Below are 15514 nucleotides of genomic sequence, written 5' to 3'. Positions count from 1 at the left end.
CAGCTCTTGGCTCAGCCCTTGGCTCAGCTCTTGACGTAGACGATGCCGAGCTTGGTGAGCTGCCAGAGCTGGTTGGCGGCTCCGGTGTCGGTGGCCAGCTCGACGTAGGGGTTGCCCTTGGCGTCGAGGGTGCTGCCGGCCGCCAGGACCTTGCCCTGGTCCTGGGAGTCGGCGATCTTGTAGCGGCCGTCGCCGGCCGGCTTGAACACCCAGTGCTGGTTGCCGCCGCCGTTGCAGCGCCACTGCTGGATCCGGGTGCCGGGGGCGGTCGAGGCCGCGTTGGCGTCCAGGCACATGTCCCGGTTGCCGCTGAAGTCGAGCTCGTAGCCGCCGCCGGCCTTGGCCTCCAGCACGAAGGACTGGTTGAGCCCGCCGCCGGCCGGGTAGCTGATCGCGGCCCGGCCGTTGGTGGAGTCGCCGTAGCTGCCGCCGCCGGTGAGGTCCAGGGCGTTGCCGGTGCCCGCGTTGGTCAGCTGGTACCAGGCGCCGTCCTCCGGGACGTCGCCGAAGGGCTTGCCCGGGGTGAGCGGCTGGATCGACGTGGTGTTCTGCTGGTTGAGCGTGCAGTACGCCTGGGCCAGCTCGGGCCGGGCGTAGAACTGGCCGAGGCAGACGCCCTCGCCGCGGTAGCCGGCCACCCGCAGGTGGTACGACTGGCGGACCATGTTCATGCACAGGCCGGGGATCCCGATCTGCGAGTCGCAGCCGTTGCGCACCCACTCGGAGAGGTTGATGACGTCCCCGTTGCTGTACTCGTACGGGGAGCTGGTCCACTCCGCGCAGACCTCGTGCCCGAAGGCGACCCGCCGCTGGTCCAGGTAGCGGACGCCGGGCACCTGCTCGGCCGCGCCGCGCAGGGCGTCGCTGAAGGTCGGGACCACCCAGTTGTGGCCCCAGGCGAGGTCCTCGGGGAAGGCCGGACAGCCGTCGGCGACCTTGCCGAGGTAGTCGTTGCGCCGGATGTCCGGGGTGATCGGGTTGAAGTACGACTGGTAGACCAGCTGGTACGAGGAGTCGGCGTAGCCGGCCCGGCGCATGGTCTGCCGGATGTTCTGCAGCGCCGCGACGACCTTGGGCTGGACGCCCTTGGCGCGCTTGCGGATCTCGTCGCTGCCGATGGTGTCGCGGCAGCCCTGGTCCTTGGGGACGGGGAAGTACTGCGCCAGGCAGTGCATCATGACGCCGCTGAAGTCGAAGTCGTCGTTGGCCCCGATCGTCACCACGACCAGCTTCACGTCGTACCTGGCCGCCGTGTCGGCGAGCTTGACGTCCTGCTTGGGCTCCCCGAAGTCGCCGCTGCCCGGGCCGGTGATCTTCGCCAGCTCGGGGTCGCTGACCAGGTCGCCGGTCTGGGCGCCGGAGCAGGCGAGGTCGATCGGGGTGACCCCGGGGATGTCGGTGACGAAGATCTCCGACTTGGGGTGCCGGTGGCAGTAGTTGGTGGGGCTGTCCGTCTCGGGGAAGTAGCCGTCGCCGGTGTCGGTGCCGGCCCCTTCCCCGGATATGGCGCTGTCGCCGAGGGCGACGACCGCGGCCGGTTTGGCGGCGCCGGGCGCCGGGGCCGGTGCCGAGTCGGCGAGGGCGGCGGGGGCGCCGGCCAGGCCGAGGGTGGCGAGGAGGGCGCCGGTGGCGAGTGCCGCCGACAGCCGGGACCTGATCACACGCGACTCCTTGCAGGGGGGTGGGGACCGCCCGGGCGGGCGCCGAGCGGCGCGGAGCAGGAGAGGGAGCGGAAAAGGTGAGCAGGACTCGGATTCTAGGTACTGACAAGTAACGCAACAAGGCTTCTGACAGCGCCGGGAGCTGACGGCCGGACGGGCAACGCCTCGGGCAACGCCTCGGGCAACGCCTCGGGGAACGCGAAGAGCCGCCGCTCCGCGCCCCAGGAGGGAAGCGCGGAACGGCGGCTCGCACCGGCCGAACCGGGTGCGGTCTCAGCCCACGTTGGCGCAGTGGTTGCCGAACGCAGGGTTCAGCAGGCCGATGACGTTGATGGTGTTGCCGCACAGGTTGACCGGCACGTGCACCGGAATCTGGACCTGGTTGCCCGAGATGACACCGGGGGAACCGGCCGCGACGCCCTCGGCGCCGGAGCTGGCCATCGCGGAGCCGGCGCCGGCGGCCACGATGCCCACCACGGCCGCGCCCACGGCGGCGGTCTTCTTGATGCTCATGCGAGCCTCCTGACTGTTCAACAGAGATGCACGGGGAGTGCGACATCAAGAACGACACCCGTCCGGAGCGGTTGCGACGGCGCTCGTACTGTCACCCGTCCGGAGCAACGGGGTCTCCGGTCGGCATTCGGGTGATCGGCTTCGACCGGACCGTTTCCCCGCGCGCGGTGCCTCGTTCTCCCTCACGGAACCCGATCCACCGGCCCCCACACACGAATCGAGTACGGCCATGCGCAAGCGAGCCCACGGCGTCGTCGGCACCGCGGCCACCGGCGGCTCGATCGGCGTGGCGGGCCTCCCGAACGCGGCGTCCGGCAATCCCCGCCGGAACGCCTGACCGGGAATTCCACCTGGTCGCGCCTTCGCTCCGAAGCCTTTCCCGGCCGTGCGGGAATCGTTTCGACAGGCGCTGCTGGAACGGCGACCGCGTCCACGCCCGAGCCATGGGCGGAACACGCCGGTGTGCGCCACCCGAGTGAAAATCACGGCAATCCCTGAACCCTTCGGGTGAGTATTCGTACTCGCCCGGATCCCGACATTCACCTTCCGTCGGGCAGAAATCGGAGGAATGACATGCGTAACCTCAAGAAGGCCGCCGCGCTCTCCCTGGCCGCCACCGGCCTGGTGCTCGGTGCCGCCGGCGGTGCCTTCGCCAGCTCCGGCGCCGAGGGCGTCGCCGCCGGCTCCCCGGGTGTGCTCTCCGGCAACCAGATCCAGGTGCCGATCCACATCCCGCTGAACGTCTGCGGCAACAGCATCGGCGTCGTCAGCATCCTGAACCCGGCGTTCGGCAACAAGTGCGCCAACATCGGCTGAACCCGCGGTCGTCCTAGCGGCGACAGCTGATTCACCGAGCCCGTGCCGCGCCCCGCAGCGCCGGGGCGCGGCACGCTCCACCCGTGTGTGATCGAGGAGATCAACCCCCATGCAGAACGTGAAGAAGGCCGCCGTCCTCTCCGCCGCCGCCGCCGGCCTGGTGCTGGGCGCGGCCGGGTCCGCCGCCGCCAGCTCGGGCGCCGAGGGCGTCGCCGCCGGCTCCCCCGGTGTCGCCTCCGGCAACCAGATCCAGGTTCCGGTGCACATCCCGATCAACCTGTGCGGCAACTCCATCGACGTGATCGGCCTGCTGAACCCGGCGTTCGGCAACAGCTGCGCCAACGTCGAGGCGCACCCGGCGCCGCCCGCGGACGACTGCTGATCCCCGATCGGCACGTGTTCCGGCCGTACTGCCCCCCGACCAGCCGGCCGGGGGGCAGTTCGGCATCCCCGGACGGACGTCCGGGACCCCCGATCCTCCGAAGGGTGATCCGCATGGTTTCGAAGAAGAGCGGGGCCGGTCTGGCCGCCGCCGTCGGTGCCGCGGTGCTGCTCGGCGCCGGTTCGGCGCAGGCCGCCACCGCCCCGGCCGGTCAGGCCCCGGCCGGTCCGGCGACGCTGGCCAGGACCGACATCGGCCAGGCGCTGAACGGCACGACCTCCGGCCTCGGCTACGGCGTCGCGCCGATCAAGAGCCTGCGCCTGGACCCCTGGGCGAACTCCTCCGCCGACGTGCTCAACAACGGCGCGACCGTCCAGCCGGACCAGGGCCTGGCCCCGGTCGGCACCGACACGCTGACCGGCCCGCTGAGCGCGGGCGGCGGCGTCAAGGACCTGCCGCTGGTCGGCGGGCTGACCGGCGTCCTGCCGGGCTGAGCCCCGGACGCGCCGGAGCCCGGCACCCCGTCGCGCGAGCGGGGTGCCGGGCTCCTGCCGTACCGGGCGCCGGGCCGGTGCCCGAGCTCCCGGACCGGGGCCGGTGCCGGGCCACGGAGCGGTGCCGGGCCACGGAGCGGTGCCGGGGTCGGGTCGGATCAGAGCCGGGTCAGAGCCGGGTCAGGTCGGTCAGGCCGGTCTGCTGGACCACGCCGGTGGCGGTCGCGGTGGTGGCCGCCGGGTCGGCCAGTCCGGTCTGCCCCACCACCTCGGTGGCGGTCGCGGCGGTGGTCGTGGTCAGGTCGCTCACCTCGTCGGTGACGGAGAGCCGGTGGTCCTCGCCGCCGAGGCTGGCGTTGGCCCCGGGAACGGCCTGCACGGCGCCGGTGAGCAGGCGCGGGTCGAGCTCGTCCACCTTGAGCCGGCCGTCGGCGAGCTGCCCGGCGCCGTCCTGGGCGAGCGAGAGCGGCTTGCCGAGGGTGAGGCCGGGGGTGTCGGCGTGCAGCGGCGAGGCCGGGGCGTCCAGCAGCACCCCGCCGAGGTCGGCGCCCTGGTCGACCAGCGGGAGCGGCAGCTCGGCCTTGGCGCTCGGGCCGACCTTGCCGGTGCTCAGCTGGGGGACGATCCGCTCCGGGATCAGCTCGCTGCTGGTGCTGGTGGTCCGGCCGGGCACCGGCGGCATGACCAGCGAGGTCGGGATGCCGGCCGAGAGGTGGCTGCCCAGCGGGGTGAGCGGCACGTCCGCCGGGACCTGCTGGGTGGCCAGCTTGTCCTCCAGGGCTCCGACCTGGTCGGGGCCGACCGGCGCGGCGGAGGCCGGTCCCTGGGAGGCGAGCATGCCCGCACCGACCGCCAGCAGCATCGCGCCGGCCCTCTTGGAGAACTTCATGCTTTTCACCGTTCTGCTGTCCGTACTGGGGATCACTCGGGGAAGGGCTGCGCGGGCGCAGCCGGAAAGCAATCTGCCTCAACGAGTGAGCGGGAGCCCGGATTGCGCCGGTTAACCGGATCGGCCTAATAATGCGACCGGAAAGCGCCCGACGCCGCGCCTCCCGGACTCTTTTCAAGAATCCCCGTAACCTTCCGTGCCGTCATTCTTTGATCTGGACGTCAGTGACTGCAGACCGGGTCTGAGCGTTCTACGCGTTGTACGCACGGAATCCAAGCATTTCAGAGAGGGATCTCCCCATGATCCAGAAGTCCTTCGCCGCTGCCGGCCTGGCCGTCGCCGCGCTGGCCGCCGCAGCCGCGCCCGCCTCGGCCATCGGTGACGCGGACGGCTCCGCCGCCTCCATCGAGGGCAACGGCGGTACCAACTTCACCGGCACGGTCGGGAACAACAGCCCGAACTTCCACTTCCTGGACAACGCGAACGTCTGCCTCCCCGAGATCCACAACATCGCCGTCGGTGTGCTCGGGGTGGCCGTTCCGGTCGAGGTCCCGATCGCCAACAGCGGCGGCAAGCAGTACTGCACCCAGGGCCAGGGCACCCAGAGCCACGGCGACGCGGGCGTGTCCCACCTGATCGGCTGACGCTCCGTTCAGCTCACCCTGCACCACCCTCTGATCCACCTTCGAATCGCTCCCCGATTCACCCTCGAGAGGAAAACCGGAAATGATCAAGAAGTCCCTCGCCGCCGCCGGCCTGGCCGCCGCCGCCATCGCGATGTCCGCCGGCTCGGCCTCCGCCATCGTCGACTCGGACGGCGCCGCCACCTCCGTCCAGGGCAACGGCGGCACCAACCAGACCGGCACCCACGGCAACGGCAGCCCGAACTTCCACACCCTGGACAACGCGAACATCTGCCTGCCGGAGGTCCACAACATCGCCGTCGCCGTGATCGGCGTCGCGGTTCCGGTCGAGGTTCCGGTCCTGAACAGCACCCCGAAGCAGATCTGCAACGTCGGCCAGAACACCCAGTCCTCGGGCGACGCGGGCGTCTCGCACCTGATCGGCTGATCAAGGGGCACGGCACGGACGGAGGGCCCGGGGAGGAAGGTCTCCCCGGGCCCTCCGGGCTTGTGACGGACGAGGTGTCCGGCCGGCCGCCACCGGGCGGACCGGCCGGGTGACCGGTCGTCCGGCCCGGCGCGTGGGGCGCCGGGCCGGACGGCCGGATGTGAACACGTGTCAGAGCGCCCGCGGGGGCGCTCCCAGAGAGAGGGCAGATCCATGAAGAGCACGCTGGCCAAGGCCGCACTGACCGTCACCGCCGCCCTGGCACTCGCGGGTGCCGCCACCCCGGCCTTCGCCCACGTCGGCCTCGCGGGCGGCGGCGGCATCGTCGCCTCGGCCGACGAGCCGTTCGTGGCCGGCGGGGGCTGGGGCATCGCCCACACCACCGACGTCGCCGCCGGCGGCTTCGGCGGCGGCGCGGCCACCTCCACCGACCTGATCGGCGGCGGCGAGGGCTTCGCGCACATCAAGGGCTGGCAGTAACAGCCGGAAGGCCGGGCCGCTCCCCGCGGGGGGAGCGGCCCGGCCTTCCGCTTTGCGGTGCTTGCTACTTGAGCATGGCCGCGGCCTCGACGGCCCAGTAGGTGAGGATCTGCTCGGCGCCGGCCCGGCGGATCGAGGTGAGCGTCTCCAGGATGGTGCGCTCCCGCTCGATCCAGCCGTTGGCGGCGGCCGCCTCCACCATCGAGTACTCGCCGGAGATCTGGTAGGCGGCCACCGGCACCGGGGAGGCGTCGGCGACCTGCCGCAGCACGTCCAGGTACAGCATGGCCGGCTTCACCATCACCAGGTCCGCGCCCTCGGCGAGGTCCAGCTCCAGCTCGCGCAGGGCCTCCCGGGCGTTGGCCGGGTCCTGCTGGTAGGTCTTGCGGTCGCCCTTGAGCGAGGAGTTGACGGCCTCGCGGAACGGGCCGTACAGCGCGGAGGCGTACTTGGCGGTGTAGGCGAGGACGCTGACGTCCTGGTGGCCGGCCTCGTCCAACGCCCGGCGGATCACCGCGATCTGACCGTCCATCATGCCGGACGGGCCGACCATGTGGACGCCCGCCTCGGCCTGGACCACGGCCATCTCGGCGTAGCGCGCCAGGGTCGCGTCGTTGTCCACGCTGCCGTCCTCGGCCAGCACGCCGCAGTGGCCGTGGTCGGTGAACTCGTCCAGGCAGAGGTCCGACATGACCACCAGCTGGTCGCCGACCTCGGCGACCACGTCGCGGATGGCCTGCTGCAGGATCCCGTCCGGGTTGGTCCCCTCGGAGCCGACGGCGTCCTTCACCTCGGGCAGGCCGAACAGCATGATGCCGCCCACGCCGGCCTCGGCCGCCTCCACCGCGGCCTTCCGCAGGGTGTCCCGGGTGTGCTGGACCACGCCGGGCATCGAGGCGATCGGCTTCGCCTCGGTGAGGCCCTCGCTCACGAACGCGGGCAGGATCAGCTCCGCCGGGTGCAGCCGGGTCTCGGCCACCAGTCGGCGCATCGCCGGGCTCTGGCGCAGCCGGCGGGGACGTACGTACGGGAATTCAGCGGACACGGCTTCTCTCTCCGAACGGTCGTGCAGTGCCGGGGGCGAGCAACCGCCGCCCCCGGCCTCATGGTTGAGGATCCTCAGCGGGCCTTGCGGCGCGAACCCGGACGGCGCTCGCTGGGCCGGTAGACCGGCTCACCGGCGGCCGTCGCGGTGTCGCGGCGCTTGGCCCCGAAGTCTGCCAGGGCCTGGGCCAGCGCGGCCGCCGACGGCGCCGGGGCCATCACGTCGACCCGCAGGCCGTGCTCCTCGGCGGTCTTGGCGGTGGCCGGGCCGATGCAGGCGATGACCGTGACGTTGTGCGGCTTGCCCGCGATGCCGACCAGGTTCCGGACGGTCGAGGACGAGGTGAACAGCACCGCGTCGAAACCGCCGCCCTTGATCGCCTCACGGGTCTCGGCGGGCGGCGGCGAGGCGCGCACCGTCCGGTACGCCGTCACGTCGTCGACCTCCCAGCCGAGCTCGACCAGACCGGCCACCAGGGTCTCGGTGGCGATGTCGGCGCGCGGCAGCAGCACCCGGTCGATCGGGTCGAAGACCGGGTCGTACGGCGGCCAGTCCTCCAGCAGGCCGGCGGCGGACTGCTCGCCGGAGGGCACCAGGTCGGGCTTCACGCCGAAGTCCACCAGGGCCTGCGCGGTGGTCTCGCCGACCGCCGCGACCTTGATCCCGGCGAACGCGCGGGCGTCCAGGCCGTACTCCTCGAACTTCTCCCGGACGGCGCGCACCGCGTTCACCGAGGTGAAGGCGATCCACTCGTAGCGGCCGGTGACCAGGCCCTTGATGGCCCGCTCCATCTGCTGCGGGGTGCGCGGCGGCTCGACCGCGATGGTCGGCACCTCCTGCGGCACCGCGCCGTACGAGCGCAGCTGCTCGGACAGGCCGGTGGCCTGCTCCTTGGTGCGCGGCACGAGGACGTTCCAGCCGAACAGCGGCTTGGTCTCGAACCACGAGTGCGAGGCCCGGTGGGCGACCTGCTCGCCCACCACGGCTATCACCGAGGTGGCCGGGTCCACCGGCGCGGAGACCGGCGAGGGCAGCACCCGGGCGGCCTTCAGGTCGGCCGCGATGGCGGACAGCGTGGAGGTGAAGGTCCGCTGCCGGGTGGTGGTGCCGGAGAGCGTCGCACTGAGCGCGGACTCCGGCTTGCGGCCGTTGGAGACCAGCGCGTTGGCGGTGGCCGGCAGCTGGCCCAGGGTGGTGCGGACGACCAGGGTGGTCTCCGGCGCGCCCAGGTCGACCGGCCCCCCGGCCAGCAGCTGGGCGCCGTCCACGAAGCGCACGTCGGTGCCGGCGCCGGCGCGCAGCGGGACGCCCGCGTACGCCGGGACGCCGACCGACTGGGCGACGCCCGGGATGACCTCGAAGGGGATCCCGTCGCCCGCGCAGCGGAGCATCTCCTCGGCGGCGCAGCCGTCCAGGCCCGGGTCGCCGTCGACGGTGCGGACCACGTGCTTGCCGGAGCGGACGGCCTCGGCGACGACCTTGGCCAGGTCGAAGTCGGTGCCCTCGGCGGCCGGGGCGTGCACCTGTACGGCGGCCGGACAGTGGCTGCGCACGGCGGCGGCGGTCAGCGGGTCGGCGACCAGCACGTCGGCCGTGGACAGCACCTCGACCGCGCGCAGGGTCAGCAGGCCCGGGTCCCCGGGGCCCGCGCCCAGGAAGGTGCACCGTCCGGTGGCGGGCTGCCCGGCGGGGAACAGGGCGTCGGTGGCGGCGGTGGGGCTCATCGGGCTCGCTCCCCCATCAGGGCGGCCGCGCCCCCGTCGAGCAGCCGGCCGGCCAGCGCGCGGCCGAGGGCCACCGCCTGCCGCTCGGCGGTCTCGTCGAGGACGATCGGACCATTGGCGGACATCTTCAGCAGGGCGGATCCGTCGGGGTTGCCGACCACACCGTCCAGCCGCAGTTCGTTCTCCCGGCCCCAGGTGGCCAGCGCGGCCACGGGCGCCGAGCAGCCGGCCTCCAGGGTGGCCAGCAGGGCGCGCTCGGCGGCCACGGCGACCCGGGTGGGGGCGTGGTCCAGGGCGGCGAGCGCGGCGGCCAGGTCCGGGTCGGCGGCGGTGCACTCGATCGCGAGCGCGCCCTGGCCGGGGGCCGGGACCATCAGCTCGGGGTCGAGGTGCTGGGAGATCTCGGCGGCGCGGCCGAGCCGGTTCAGGCCGGCCGTGGCCAGGACCACCGCGTCCAGCTCGCCGCCGGCCACGTAGCCGATCCGGGTGTCCACGTTGCCGCGGATCGCGACGGTCTCCAGCTGGGCGCCGCGGGCGGTGGCCCAGGCGTTCAGCTGCGCCATCCGGCGGGGCGAGCCGGTGCCGATCCGGGCCGGGCGGCCGGCTCCGGCCAGCTTCTCCACCAGCTCGTCCAGGTTCAGGCCCTCGGCCGCGACCAGGGCGTCCCGGACGTCCTCCCGCTCGGGGACGGCGGCCAGCACCAGGCCCTCGGGGGCGGCGGTGGGCAGGTCCTTGAGCGAGTGCACGGCGAAGTCAATCCGGCCCTCCAGCAGCGCGTCCCGCAGCGCGGAGACGAACACGCCGGTGCCGCCGATCTGCGCCAGCGCCTCGCGGGAGGTGTCGCCGTACGTGGTGATCTCGACCAGCTCGACGGGGCGCCCGGTGACCCTGGTCACCTCGCGGGCCACCATGCCCGACTGGGCCATGGCGAGGGCGCTGCGCCGGGTGCCGAGCCGCAGTGCCGCGGTGGCCGAGGGCTGCTCGGTGATCGGTTGACCATTCATGGGGTGATCGTCCCGGTGGTACTCGTGGGATGGCTGACGGTTCATCTGGTGCCCCCGGCGGAGGGCTGGGGCGCGCCGCCGACGGGCGTGCCGGACACCGCGTGCACGGCGGCCGGGTCGAGGTCGAACAGTTCGCGCAGGGCCTCCGCGTAGGAGGCGCCGCCGGGCTCGGCGGCCAGCTGCTTCACCCGGACGGTCGGGGCGTGCAGCAGCTTGTCGACGACGCGGCGGACGGTCTGGCCGATCTCCGCGCGGGACCGCTCGTCCAGGTCGGGCAGCCGGGACTCCAGCCGGCCCAGCTCGGCGGCGACCACGTCGGAGGCCATCGAGCGCAGCGCGACGACGGTCGGCGCGATCCGGGCGGCCCGCTGGGCGGCGCCGAAGGCGGTGACCTCGTCGGCGACGATCCGGGTGACCTGGTCGACGTCGCCGGCACCGGGGGTGGCGGCGTGCGCGTGGGAGAGGCTCTCCAGGTCGACCAGCAGGGCGCCGTCCAGCTCGTGCACGGCGTGGTCGACGTCGCGCGGCATGGCCAGGTCGAGCAGGGCGAGCGGGCCCCGGCCGGCCGGGCGCAGGGCGACGGCGGCGGCCACGTCCTCGGCCTTGACCACCACACCGGCCGCGCCGGTGCAGGAGATCACCAGGTCGACGTCGGCGAGCGCCTCCGGCACCTTGGCCAGGTCCAGGGTGCGGGCCACGTCCGGGCCGAGGATCTCCACCAGCCGCTCGGCGCGGGCCGCGGTGCGGTTGGCGATCAGCAGGTCGGTGACGCCGGAGCGGACCAGGGTGGCGGCGGCCAGCGAGCTCATCGAGCCGGCGCCGACCACCAGCGCGCGCTTGCCGGCGATCTCGCCCGCGCCCGCCGCGACCTGCTCCAGGCCGAAGGTGACCAGCGACTGGCCGGCCTTGTCGATGCCGGTCTCGCTGTGCGCCCGCTTGCCGACCCGCAGCGCCTGCTGGAACAGCTCGTTCAGGCCGCGTCCGGCGGTGTGCTCCTCCTGGGCCTTGGCCAGGGCGTCGCGCAGCTGGCCGAGGATCTGGCCCTCGCCGACCACCATCGAGTCCAGCCCGCAGGCCACCGAGAACAGGTGGTGGACGGCGCGGTCCTCGTAGTGGACGTACAGGTGGGAGGTCAGCTCCTCCAGGTCCACCCCGCTGTGGTGGGCCAGCAGCAGCGACAGCTCGGCGACGCCGGCGTGGAACTTGTCCACGTCGGCGTACAGCTCGATCCGGTTGCAGGTGTTCAGCAGCGCGGCCTCGGCGACCGTCGCGGTGGCGGCCGCGTCGTGCAGCAGCCGGGTCGGCACCCCGCCGGTCAGCGCGGCGCGCTCGAGCACCCCGACCGGGGCCGTGCGATGGCTCAGCCCTACGACGAGAAGGCTCATGCCCGCCCCCCACAGCTCTCGGTGTTCATGCGGGCATCACCGCGGAGAGATCCCCGTCGCCGCCCTTGGCGGACTTTCCCTTGGCCGGCTCGGCCTGGTCCTTGGGCGCCGGCTCGGCGGCGCCCCGGCCCTTGCCGCTGCCGCCGGCCGCGCGGCGCAGCTTGGCGGCGGCCGCGCGGACCGGGCCGGGGGCGCGGTCGAGCACGGACTCGGCGCGGTCGTCGGGCTCCTCGCCGGCCTTGCGCTGCTCGTGGAACGCCAGGATCTGGAGCTCGATGGAGAGGTCCACCTTGCGCACGTCCACGCCGTCCGGGACGGTCAGCACGGTCGGGGCGAAGTTCAGGATGCTGGTGACGCCGGCCTCGACCAGCCGGTCGCAGACCTGCTGGGCCGCGCCGGGCGGGGTGGTGATCACGCCGATGGAGACGTGCTGGCTCTCGACGATCGACTCCAGCTCGTCCATGTGGCGCACCGGCAGGCCGGCCGCGCTGGTGCCGACCACGTTCGCGTCGGCGTCGAGCAGGGCGGCCACCCGGAAACCGCGGGAGGCGAAGCCGCCGTAGTTGGCGAGGGCGTGGCCGAGGTTCCCGATGCCGACGATGACCACGGGCCAGTCCTGGGTCAGGCCGAGCTCGCGGGAGATCTGGTAGACGAGGTACTCGACGTCGTAGCCGACGCCGCGGGTGCCGTAGGAGCCGAGGTAGGAGAAGTCCTTGCGGAGCTTGGCCGAGTTCACGCCGGCCGCGGCGGCCAGCTCCTCGGAGGAGACGGTCGGCACCGAGCGCTCGGAGAGCGCGGTGAGGGCCCGCAGGTAGAGGGGAAGGCGGGCGACGGTCGCCTCCGGGATGCCCCGGGCACGCGAGGGTCGGCGCGCGGCGCCCTGGTCGGGCGTCTGCGAACTGCTCTGTGGTGATCGGCCGATTGCCACGGTGCTCCTGTGGGTGAAGCTGGGCTTTGGCAGCCAGGCTATGCGTTTGTGAACGTGTGCACAAAGATGGTGTCCGTTTTGTCCGGGCACAGTGATGCGCATCACGCCGTCGAACCCATAGCAGCGGCCTGGGTCAGCACGACCTCCGGGGCCTGGGAACCGGGCAGCCAGGGGCCGTACGGAGCCTCCCGCCGCAGCAGCGGGACGCCCCCTCCGGACGGGCGGGACCGCGCCCGGCCCAGCCGCGGCCAGGGCACCCCGGCCGCCTCGCGCAGCGGGCCCGCCCAGTCGTCCCGCGGGCAGGACGGGGCGCCCAGGCAGTGCCGCAGCAGGTCGGCCGTCACCCGGGCGTCGCCCAGCGCGGTGTGCGCCGGGTACCAGCCCAGGCCCGCCGCATCCGCGCAGGCCGCCAGGCCGTGACTCGGGGCCTCCGGCAGGTGGACCCGGGCCAGCTCCATCGTGCACAGCAGCGGGACGGGCGGCAGCGGCACCCCGATCCGGGCGAACTCGCGATCCAGGAAGGCCTGGTCACAGGTGACGTGGTGGCCGACCAGCACCCGCCCGGCCAGCAGCTCCAGCAGCAGCGGGGCGATCTCGCGGAAGCGCGGGGCGCCCTCGACGTCGCCCTGGTGTATCCGGTGCACATGGGTCGGGCCGACCGGGCCCAGCGGGTCCAGCAGGGTGGCGAACTCCCCCTCGGGGCACAGCCGCTCGTCGAGCAGCACCACGGCGACCTCGACCACCCGGTGCCGCCACGGGCTGCGGCCGGTCGCCTCCACGTCCACCACGGCGAAGCCCCGGGCCCCGGACGGGCCTTCGGGCGTGCCAGGTGTCGGACCGGGAAGCATGGCGACACTCCTCGTGTGCTCAGCCCCCCACGGGCGCAAACGCGTTCGATCGTAAGCCGACCAACCCGCCCCGCCCCAAGCCGAAACGGCGTGCGTTTGGCAACGATTCGGCGAAGCGCCCCCGCCGATCGGCGGGGGCGCGGACACCGGCGCGAGGGGCCGTTCAGCCGCCCAGGGCCGCGCGCAGCCGCCGCTCGTCGACCCGCCAGAAGTCGTGCTGCCGGCCGTCGATCAGGGTGACCGGGATCTGCTCCCAGTAGCGGCGGAACAGCTCCTCGTCCTGGGTGATGTCCTTCTCCTCGAAGGACGCCCCCAGCTCGCCCGCCACCCGGACGATCACCTCGCGGGCCTCGTCGCAGAGGTGGCAGCCGGGCTTGCCGACCAGGGTCACGGTACGGTCCGCGGGCTTGGGGGTCTTGCGTCGCAGCAGTGGGCTCACCAGCCCATTGTGGGCGCTGTCATTCGCCCGCACTGCCACTCGCCCGCACTGCCACTCGCCCGCTCGCCTCCGGGCCGCTCGGACCCGGTGCCGACGGTCGGCGCTCCCTCGCTCGTGCCTCGCTCCCTCGCTTCTCCCTTTCGGCACCGGCACGGCCCTTCGGCTCGGGGCGGGGCGCCCGGCCTGTCCTTGGCCCGCCCAGGGCGTGCCCGGGGCCCGCCCGGCGCGTCGGGTGTCCGCCCGGCGCCCGGTGGAGCTGTTCACCTCGTGGGCACGGCTCCGTCACGGCCTCCGCGTGCCCGGCTGGCTATGCTCGATGCCATGGCCGTGCTCCGAAGGCTCACCCAGTCGAGACGTTCCACCAGCGAGCGGAGCGCCCTGGCCGGCGAGGCCGCCGCCGAGGCCGCACTGGCCGCCGAGCCCGGGCCCGCGCCGACCGCCCCCGCGACGGACGCGCCGACCCCGCGGGAGGCCGACGGGGCTCCGGCCGCGGCCAGGCCCGGGAAGACCCCCAAGGCCCCGGCCGAGAACCACACCCCGGACCCGGACGACCCCCGCGCCGCGGCCTTCTTCGACTGCGACAACACCATCCTGCGCGGCGCCGCGATCTTCTACCTCGGCGTCGGCCTCTACCGCCGCGGCTTCCTCACCCGCCGCGACATCGCCCGCTTCGCCTGGCAGCAGGCCTGGTTCCGGCTGCACGGCGCCGAGGACCCGGACCACATCTCGGACGCCCGGAACACCGCCCTCGGCATCGTCGCCGGCAAGCCCACCGCCGACCTGGAGGCGATCTGCGAGGAGATCTTCGAGGAGGTCGTCGCCGACAAGATCTGGCCGGGCACCCGCGCCCTGGTCCAGATGCACCTGGACGCCGGCCAGCGGGTCTGGCTGGTGACCGCCGCCCCTCTGGAGGTGGCCCGGATCATCGCCCGGCGGCTCGGCATGACCGGCGCGCTCGGCACCGTCGCCGAGGCCCGGGACGGCCGGTACACCGGCGGTCTGGTCGGCGACCTGCTGCACGGCCCGGCCAAGGCCGCCGCCGTCCGCGCGCTGGCCCGCCGCGAGCGCCTCGACCTCGACCGCTGCGCCGCGTACAGCGACTCGGCCAACGACATCCCGATGCTCTCGCTGGTCGGCCACCCGTACGTGGTGAACCCGGACGGCGCGCTGCGCCGCCACGCCCGGGCCCAGGGGTGGCGGGTGCGGGACTTCCGGACCGGGCGGAAGGCGGCCCGGGTGGGTCTGCCGGCCGCGGCCGCGGTCGGCGTGCTGGCCGGCGGCGCGGCCGCCGCGGTGGCACTGCACCGCCGTCGCCGGCGCGCCTGATCCCACCCTCCCGCGGCCGTCACCGGCGCTCGCGCGGGCTCACCCGGCCCGTTCCCCCGGGCGGGTGAGCGGGCGTCAACCAGGGCCCTGAGCTGGCCGCTCTTACGGGCGAACTCCCTTGCACCACAGGCGAGTCCGGGGCGGTTGAGCGAACCTGTCAGCCGGTGACCGGTTCTGATCGTTCGCCAGACCGGGAAAGTCGGGGGTTGCCGAGCCTCAAGGCTGGGAAACCGCCCGTCAGACCGCCGAATTGGTCACCCTGGGCGCCCGTTCGATCACGTTGAGCCGGATGAACGATGACAGCTCCGGTCAGTGTCAGCCGAATATGCACAACAACTGGATCCCAAACGACCACTTCGACCACACGGTGTAGCTGTCATTGCACAAAGCGTTATTCTCTCCTGGATGCACGTCACCACGCGTCCCGCTCGAACGGACGCTTCGGGGAGTGCTCTCCGCGCAGGCGGAGGTGATCCGTCCACAGTTCTGCCTCTGGGAGTCCCGTGTAC

Annotated in this window: 17 protein-coding genes; 7 read left to right on the top strand and 10 right to left on the bottom strand. The window is 73.4% G+C overall.

The window, feature by feature from the left end:
- Positions 1 to 23: 23 nt before the first annotated feature.
- Positions 24 to 1661, bottom strand: coding sequence for an RICIN domain-containing protein (locus tag ACYP53_RS11020; RefSeq protein ID WP_459647292.1), 1638 nt, complete (start codon positions 1659 to 1661; stop codon positions 24 to 26).
- 273 nt (positions 1662 to 1934) lie between these two features.
- On the bottom strand, positions 1935 to 2174 hold the full coding sequence (locus ACYP53_RS11015; protein WP_189915964.1) for a chaplin: 240 nt from the start codon (positions 2172 to 2174) through the stop codon (positions 1935 to 1937).
- A 573-nt stretch (positions 2175 to 2747) separates the two neighbouring features.
- On the opposite strand from ACYP53_RS11015, the gene ACYP53_RS11010 reads away from it, so the two are divergent.
- The 3 genes from ACYP53_RS11010 (at position 2748) to ACYP53_RS11000 (ending at position 3866) form a co-directional block, all read left to right on the top strand.
- A complete protein-coding gene (locus ACYP53_RS11010) occupies positions 2748 to 2990 on the top strand; it encodes a chaplin (RefSeq protein WP_189915963.1) in 243 nt (80 codons plus the stop codon).
- Between the two features lie 109 nt (positions 2991 to 3099).
- Positions 3100 to 3372 carry a chaplin gene (locus ACYP53_RS11005; RefSeq protein WP_189915962.1) on the top strand — a complete coding sequence of 91 codons (273 nt, stop codon included), beginning with the start codon at positions 3100 to 3102 and terminating at the stop codon, positions 3370 to 3372.
- 113 nt (positions 3373 to 3485) lie between these two features.
- Positions 3486 to 3866, top strand: a complete 381-nt coding sequence (locus tag ACYP53_RS11000; protein ID WP_189916224.1) for a hypothetical protein — start codon at positions 3486 to 3488, stop codon at positions 3864 to 3866.
- A 169-nt stretch (positions 3867 to 4035) separates the two neighbouring features.
- On the opposite strand, the gene ACYP53_RS10995 is transcribed toward ACYP53_RS11000, so the two are convergent.
- Entirely contained in the window at positions 4036 to 4755 is a 720-nt protein-coding gene (locus ACYP53_RS10995; RefSeq protein WP_459647291.1) for a hypothetical protein, read from the bottom strand.
- 299 nt (positions 4756 to 5054) lie between these two features.
- Here ACYP53_RS10995 and ACYP53_RS10990 point away from each other — a divergent pair, with 299 nt between their 5' ends.
- The 3 genes from ACYP53_RS10990 to ACYP53_RS10980 all read left to right on the top strand — a co-directional run bounded on the left by ACYP53_RS10990 (position 5055) and on the right by ACYP53_RS10980 (position 6306).
- A complete protein-coding gene (locus tag ACYP53_RS10990; protein ID WP_189915960.1) occupies positions 5055 to 5399 on the top strand; it encodes a rodlet layer protein in 345 nt (114 codons plus the stop codon).
- An 82-nt stretch (positions 5400 to 5481) separates the two neighbouring features.
- Positions 5482 to 5826 carry a rodlet layer protein gene (locus ACYP53_RS10985; protein ID WP_121174808.1) on the top strand — a complete coding sequence of 115 codons (345 nt, stop codon included), beginning with the start codon at positions 5482 to 5484 and terminating at the stop codon, positions 5824 to 5826.
- Positions 5827 to 6039: 213 nt separating this feature from the next.
- Positions 6040 to 6306, top strand: coding sequence for a hypothetical protein (locus ACYP53_RS10980; protein WP_189915959.1), 267 nt, complete (start codon positions 6040 to 6042; stop codon positions 6304 to 6306).
- Positions 6307 to 6370: 64 nt separating this feature from the next.
- Here the strand turns inward: ACYP53_RS10980 and hemB are convergent, their stop codons facing one another.
- The 7 genes from hemB to ACYP53_RS10945 all read right to left on the bottom strand — a co-directional run bounded on the left by hemB (position 6371) and on the right by ACYP53_RS10945 (position 13679).
- Positions 6371 to 7351 (bottom strand): porphobilinogen synthase, encoded by a 981-nt coding sequence (hemB, locus tag ACYP53_RS10975; RefSeq protein WP_459647290.1) that lies wholly within the window; start codon positions 7349 to 7351, stop codon positions 6371 to 6373.
- Positions 7352 to 7425: 74 nt separating this feature from the next.
- Positions 7426 to 9075 (bottom strand): bifunctional uroporphyrinogen-III C-methyltransferase/uroporphyrinogen-III synthase, encoded by a 1650-nt coding sequence (locus ACYP53_RS10970; RefSeq protein ID WP_189915957.1) that lies wholly within the window; start codon positions 9073 to 9075, stop codon positions 7426 to 7428.
- Positions 9072 to 10079, bottom strand: coding sequence for a hydroxymethylbilane synthase (gene hemC / locus ACYP53_RS10965; protein ID WP_189915956.1), 1008 nt, complete (start codon positions 10077 to 10079; stop codon positions 9072 to 9074). The genes ACYP53_RS10970 and hemC overlap by 4 nt, the downstream gene beginning before the upstream one ends.
- A 41-nt stretch (positions 10080 to 10120) precedes the next feature.
- Entirely contained in the window at positions 10121 to 11464 is a 1344-nt protein-coding gene (locus ACYP53_RS10960) for a glutamyl-tRNA reductase (RefSeq protein ID WP_189915955.1), read from the bottom strand.
- Positions 11465 to 11489: 25 nt separating this feature from the next.
- Positions 11490 to 12386, bottom strand: a complete 897-nt coding sequence (locus tag ACYP53_RS10955; RefSeq protein ID WP_189916223.1) for a redox-sensing transcriptional repressor Rex — start codon at positions 12384 to 12386, stop codon at positions 11490 to 11492.
- Positions 12387 to 12493: 107 nt separating this feature from the next.
- On the bottom strand, positions 12494 to 13240 hold the full coding sequence (locus ACYP53_RS10950; protein ID WP_459647289.1) for a 3'-5' exonuclease: 747 nt from the start codon (positions 13238 to 13240) through the stop codon (positions 12494 to 12496).
- A 163-nt stretch (positions 13241 to 13403) separates the two neighbouring features.
- Entirely contained in the window at positions 13404 to 13679 is a 276-nt protein-coding gene (locus ACYP53_RS10945) for a glutaredoxin family protein (RefSeq protein WP_189915953.1), read from the bottom strand.
- Between the two features lie 321 nt (positions 13680 to 14000).
- On the opposite strand from ACYP53_RS10945, the gene ACYP53_RS10940 reads away from it, so the two are divergent.
- Entirely contained in the window at positions 14001 to 15005 is a 1005-nt protein-coding gene (locus tag ACYP53_RS10940; protein WP_459647288.1) for an HAD family hydrolase, read from the top strand.
- Positions 15006 to 15514 lie beyond the last annotated feature (509 nt).

The sequence above is a fragment of the Kitasatospora sp. Ki12 genome (genome assembly GCF_054601375.1).
This window is presented reverse-complemented; position numbering and strand designations above follow the sequence as displayed.

Coding starts and splice junctions, on each gene's coding strand:
- ACYP53_RS11015 (WP_189915964.1), bottom strand. CDS start 2,174: ATGAGCATCAAGAAGACCGCCGCCGTGGGCGCGGCCGTGGTGGGCATC.
- ACYP53_RS10960 (WP_189915955.1), bottom strand. CDS start 11,464: ATGAGCCTTCTCGTCGTAGGGCTGAGCCATCGCACGGCCCCGGTCGGG.
- ACYP53_RS11005 (WP_189915962.1), top strand. CDS start 3,100: ATGCAGAACGTGAAGAAGGCCGCCGTCCTCTCCGCCGCCGCCGCCGGC.
- ACYP53_RS10985 (WP_121174808.1), top strand. CDS start 5,482: ATGATCAAGAAGTCCCTCGCCGCCGCCGGCCTGGCCGCCGCCGCCATC.
- ACYP53_RS10980 (WP_189915959.1), top strand. CDS start 6,040: ATGAAGAGCACGCTGGCCAAGGCCGCACTGACCGTCACCGCCGCCCTG.
- ACYP53_RS11010 (WP_189915963.1), top strand. CDS start 2,748: ATGCGTAACCTCAAGAAGGCCGCCGCGCTCTCCCTGGCCGCCACCGGC.
- ACYP53_RS10995 (WP_459647291.1), bottom strand. CDS start 4,755: ATGAAGTTCTCCAAGAGGGCCGGCGCGATGCTGCTGGCGGTCGGTGCG.
- ACYP53_RS10940 (WP_459647288.1), top strand. CDS start 14,001: ATGGCCGTGCTCCGAAGGCTCACCCAGTCGAGACGTTCCACCAGCGAG.
- ACYP53_RS11000 (WP_189916224.1), top strand. CDS start 3,486: ATGGTTTCGAAGAAGAGCGGGGCCGGTCTGGCCGCCGCCGTCGGTGCC.
- ACYP53_RS10990 (WP_189915960.1), top strand. CDS start 5,055: ATGATCCAGAAGTCCTTCGCCGCTGCCGGCCTGGCCGTCGCCGCGCTG.
- ACYP53_RS10970 (WP_189915957.1), bottom strand. CDS start 9,075: ATGAGCCCCACCGCCGCCACCGACGCCCTGTTCCCCGCCGGGCAGCCC.
- ACYP53_RS10950 (WP_459647289.1), bottom strand. CDS start 13,240: ATGCTTCCCGGTCCGACACCTGGCACGCCCGAAGGCCCGTCCGGGGCC.
- hemC (WP_189915956.1), bottom strand. CDS start 10,079: ATGAATGGTCAACCGATCACCGAGCAGCCCTCGGCCACCGCGGCACTG.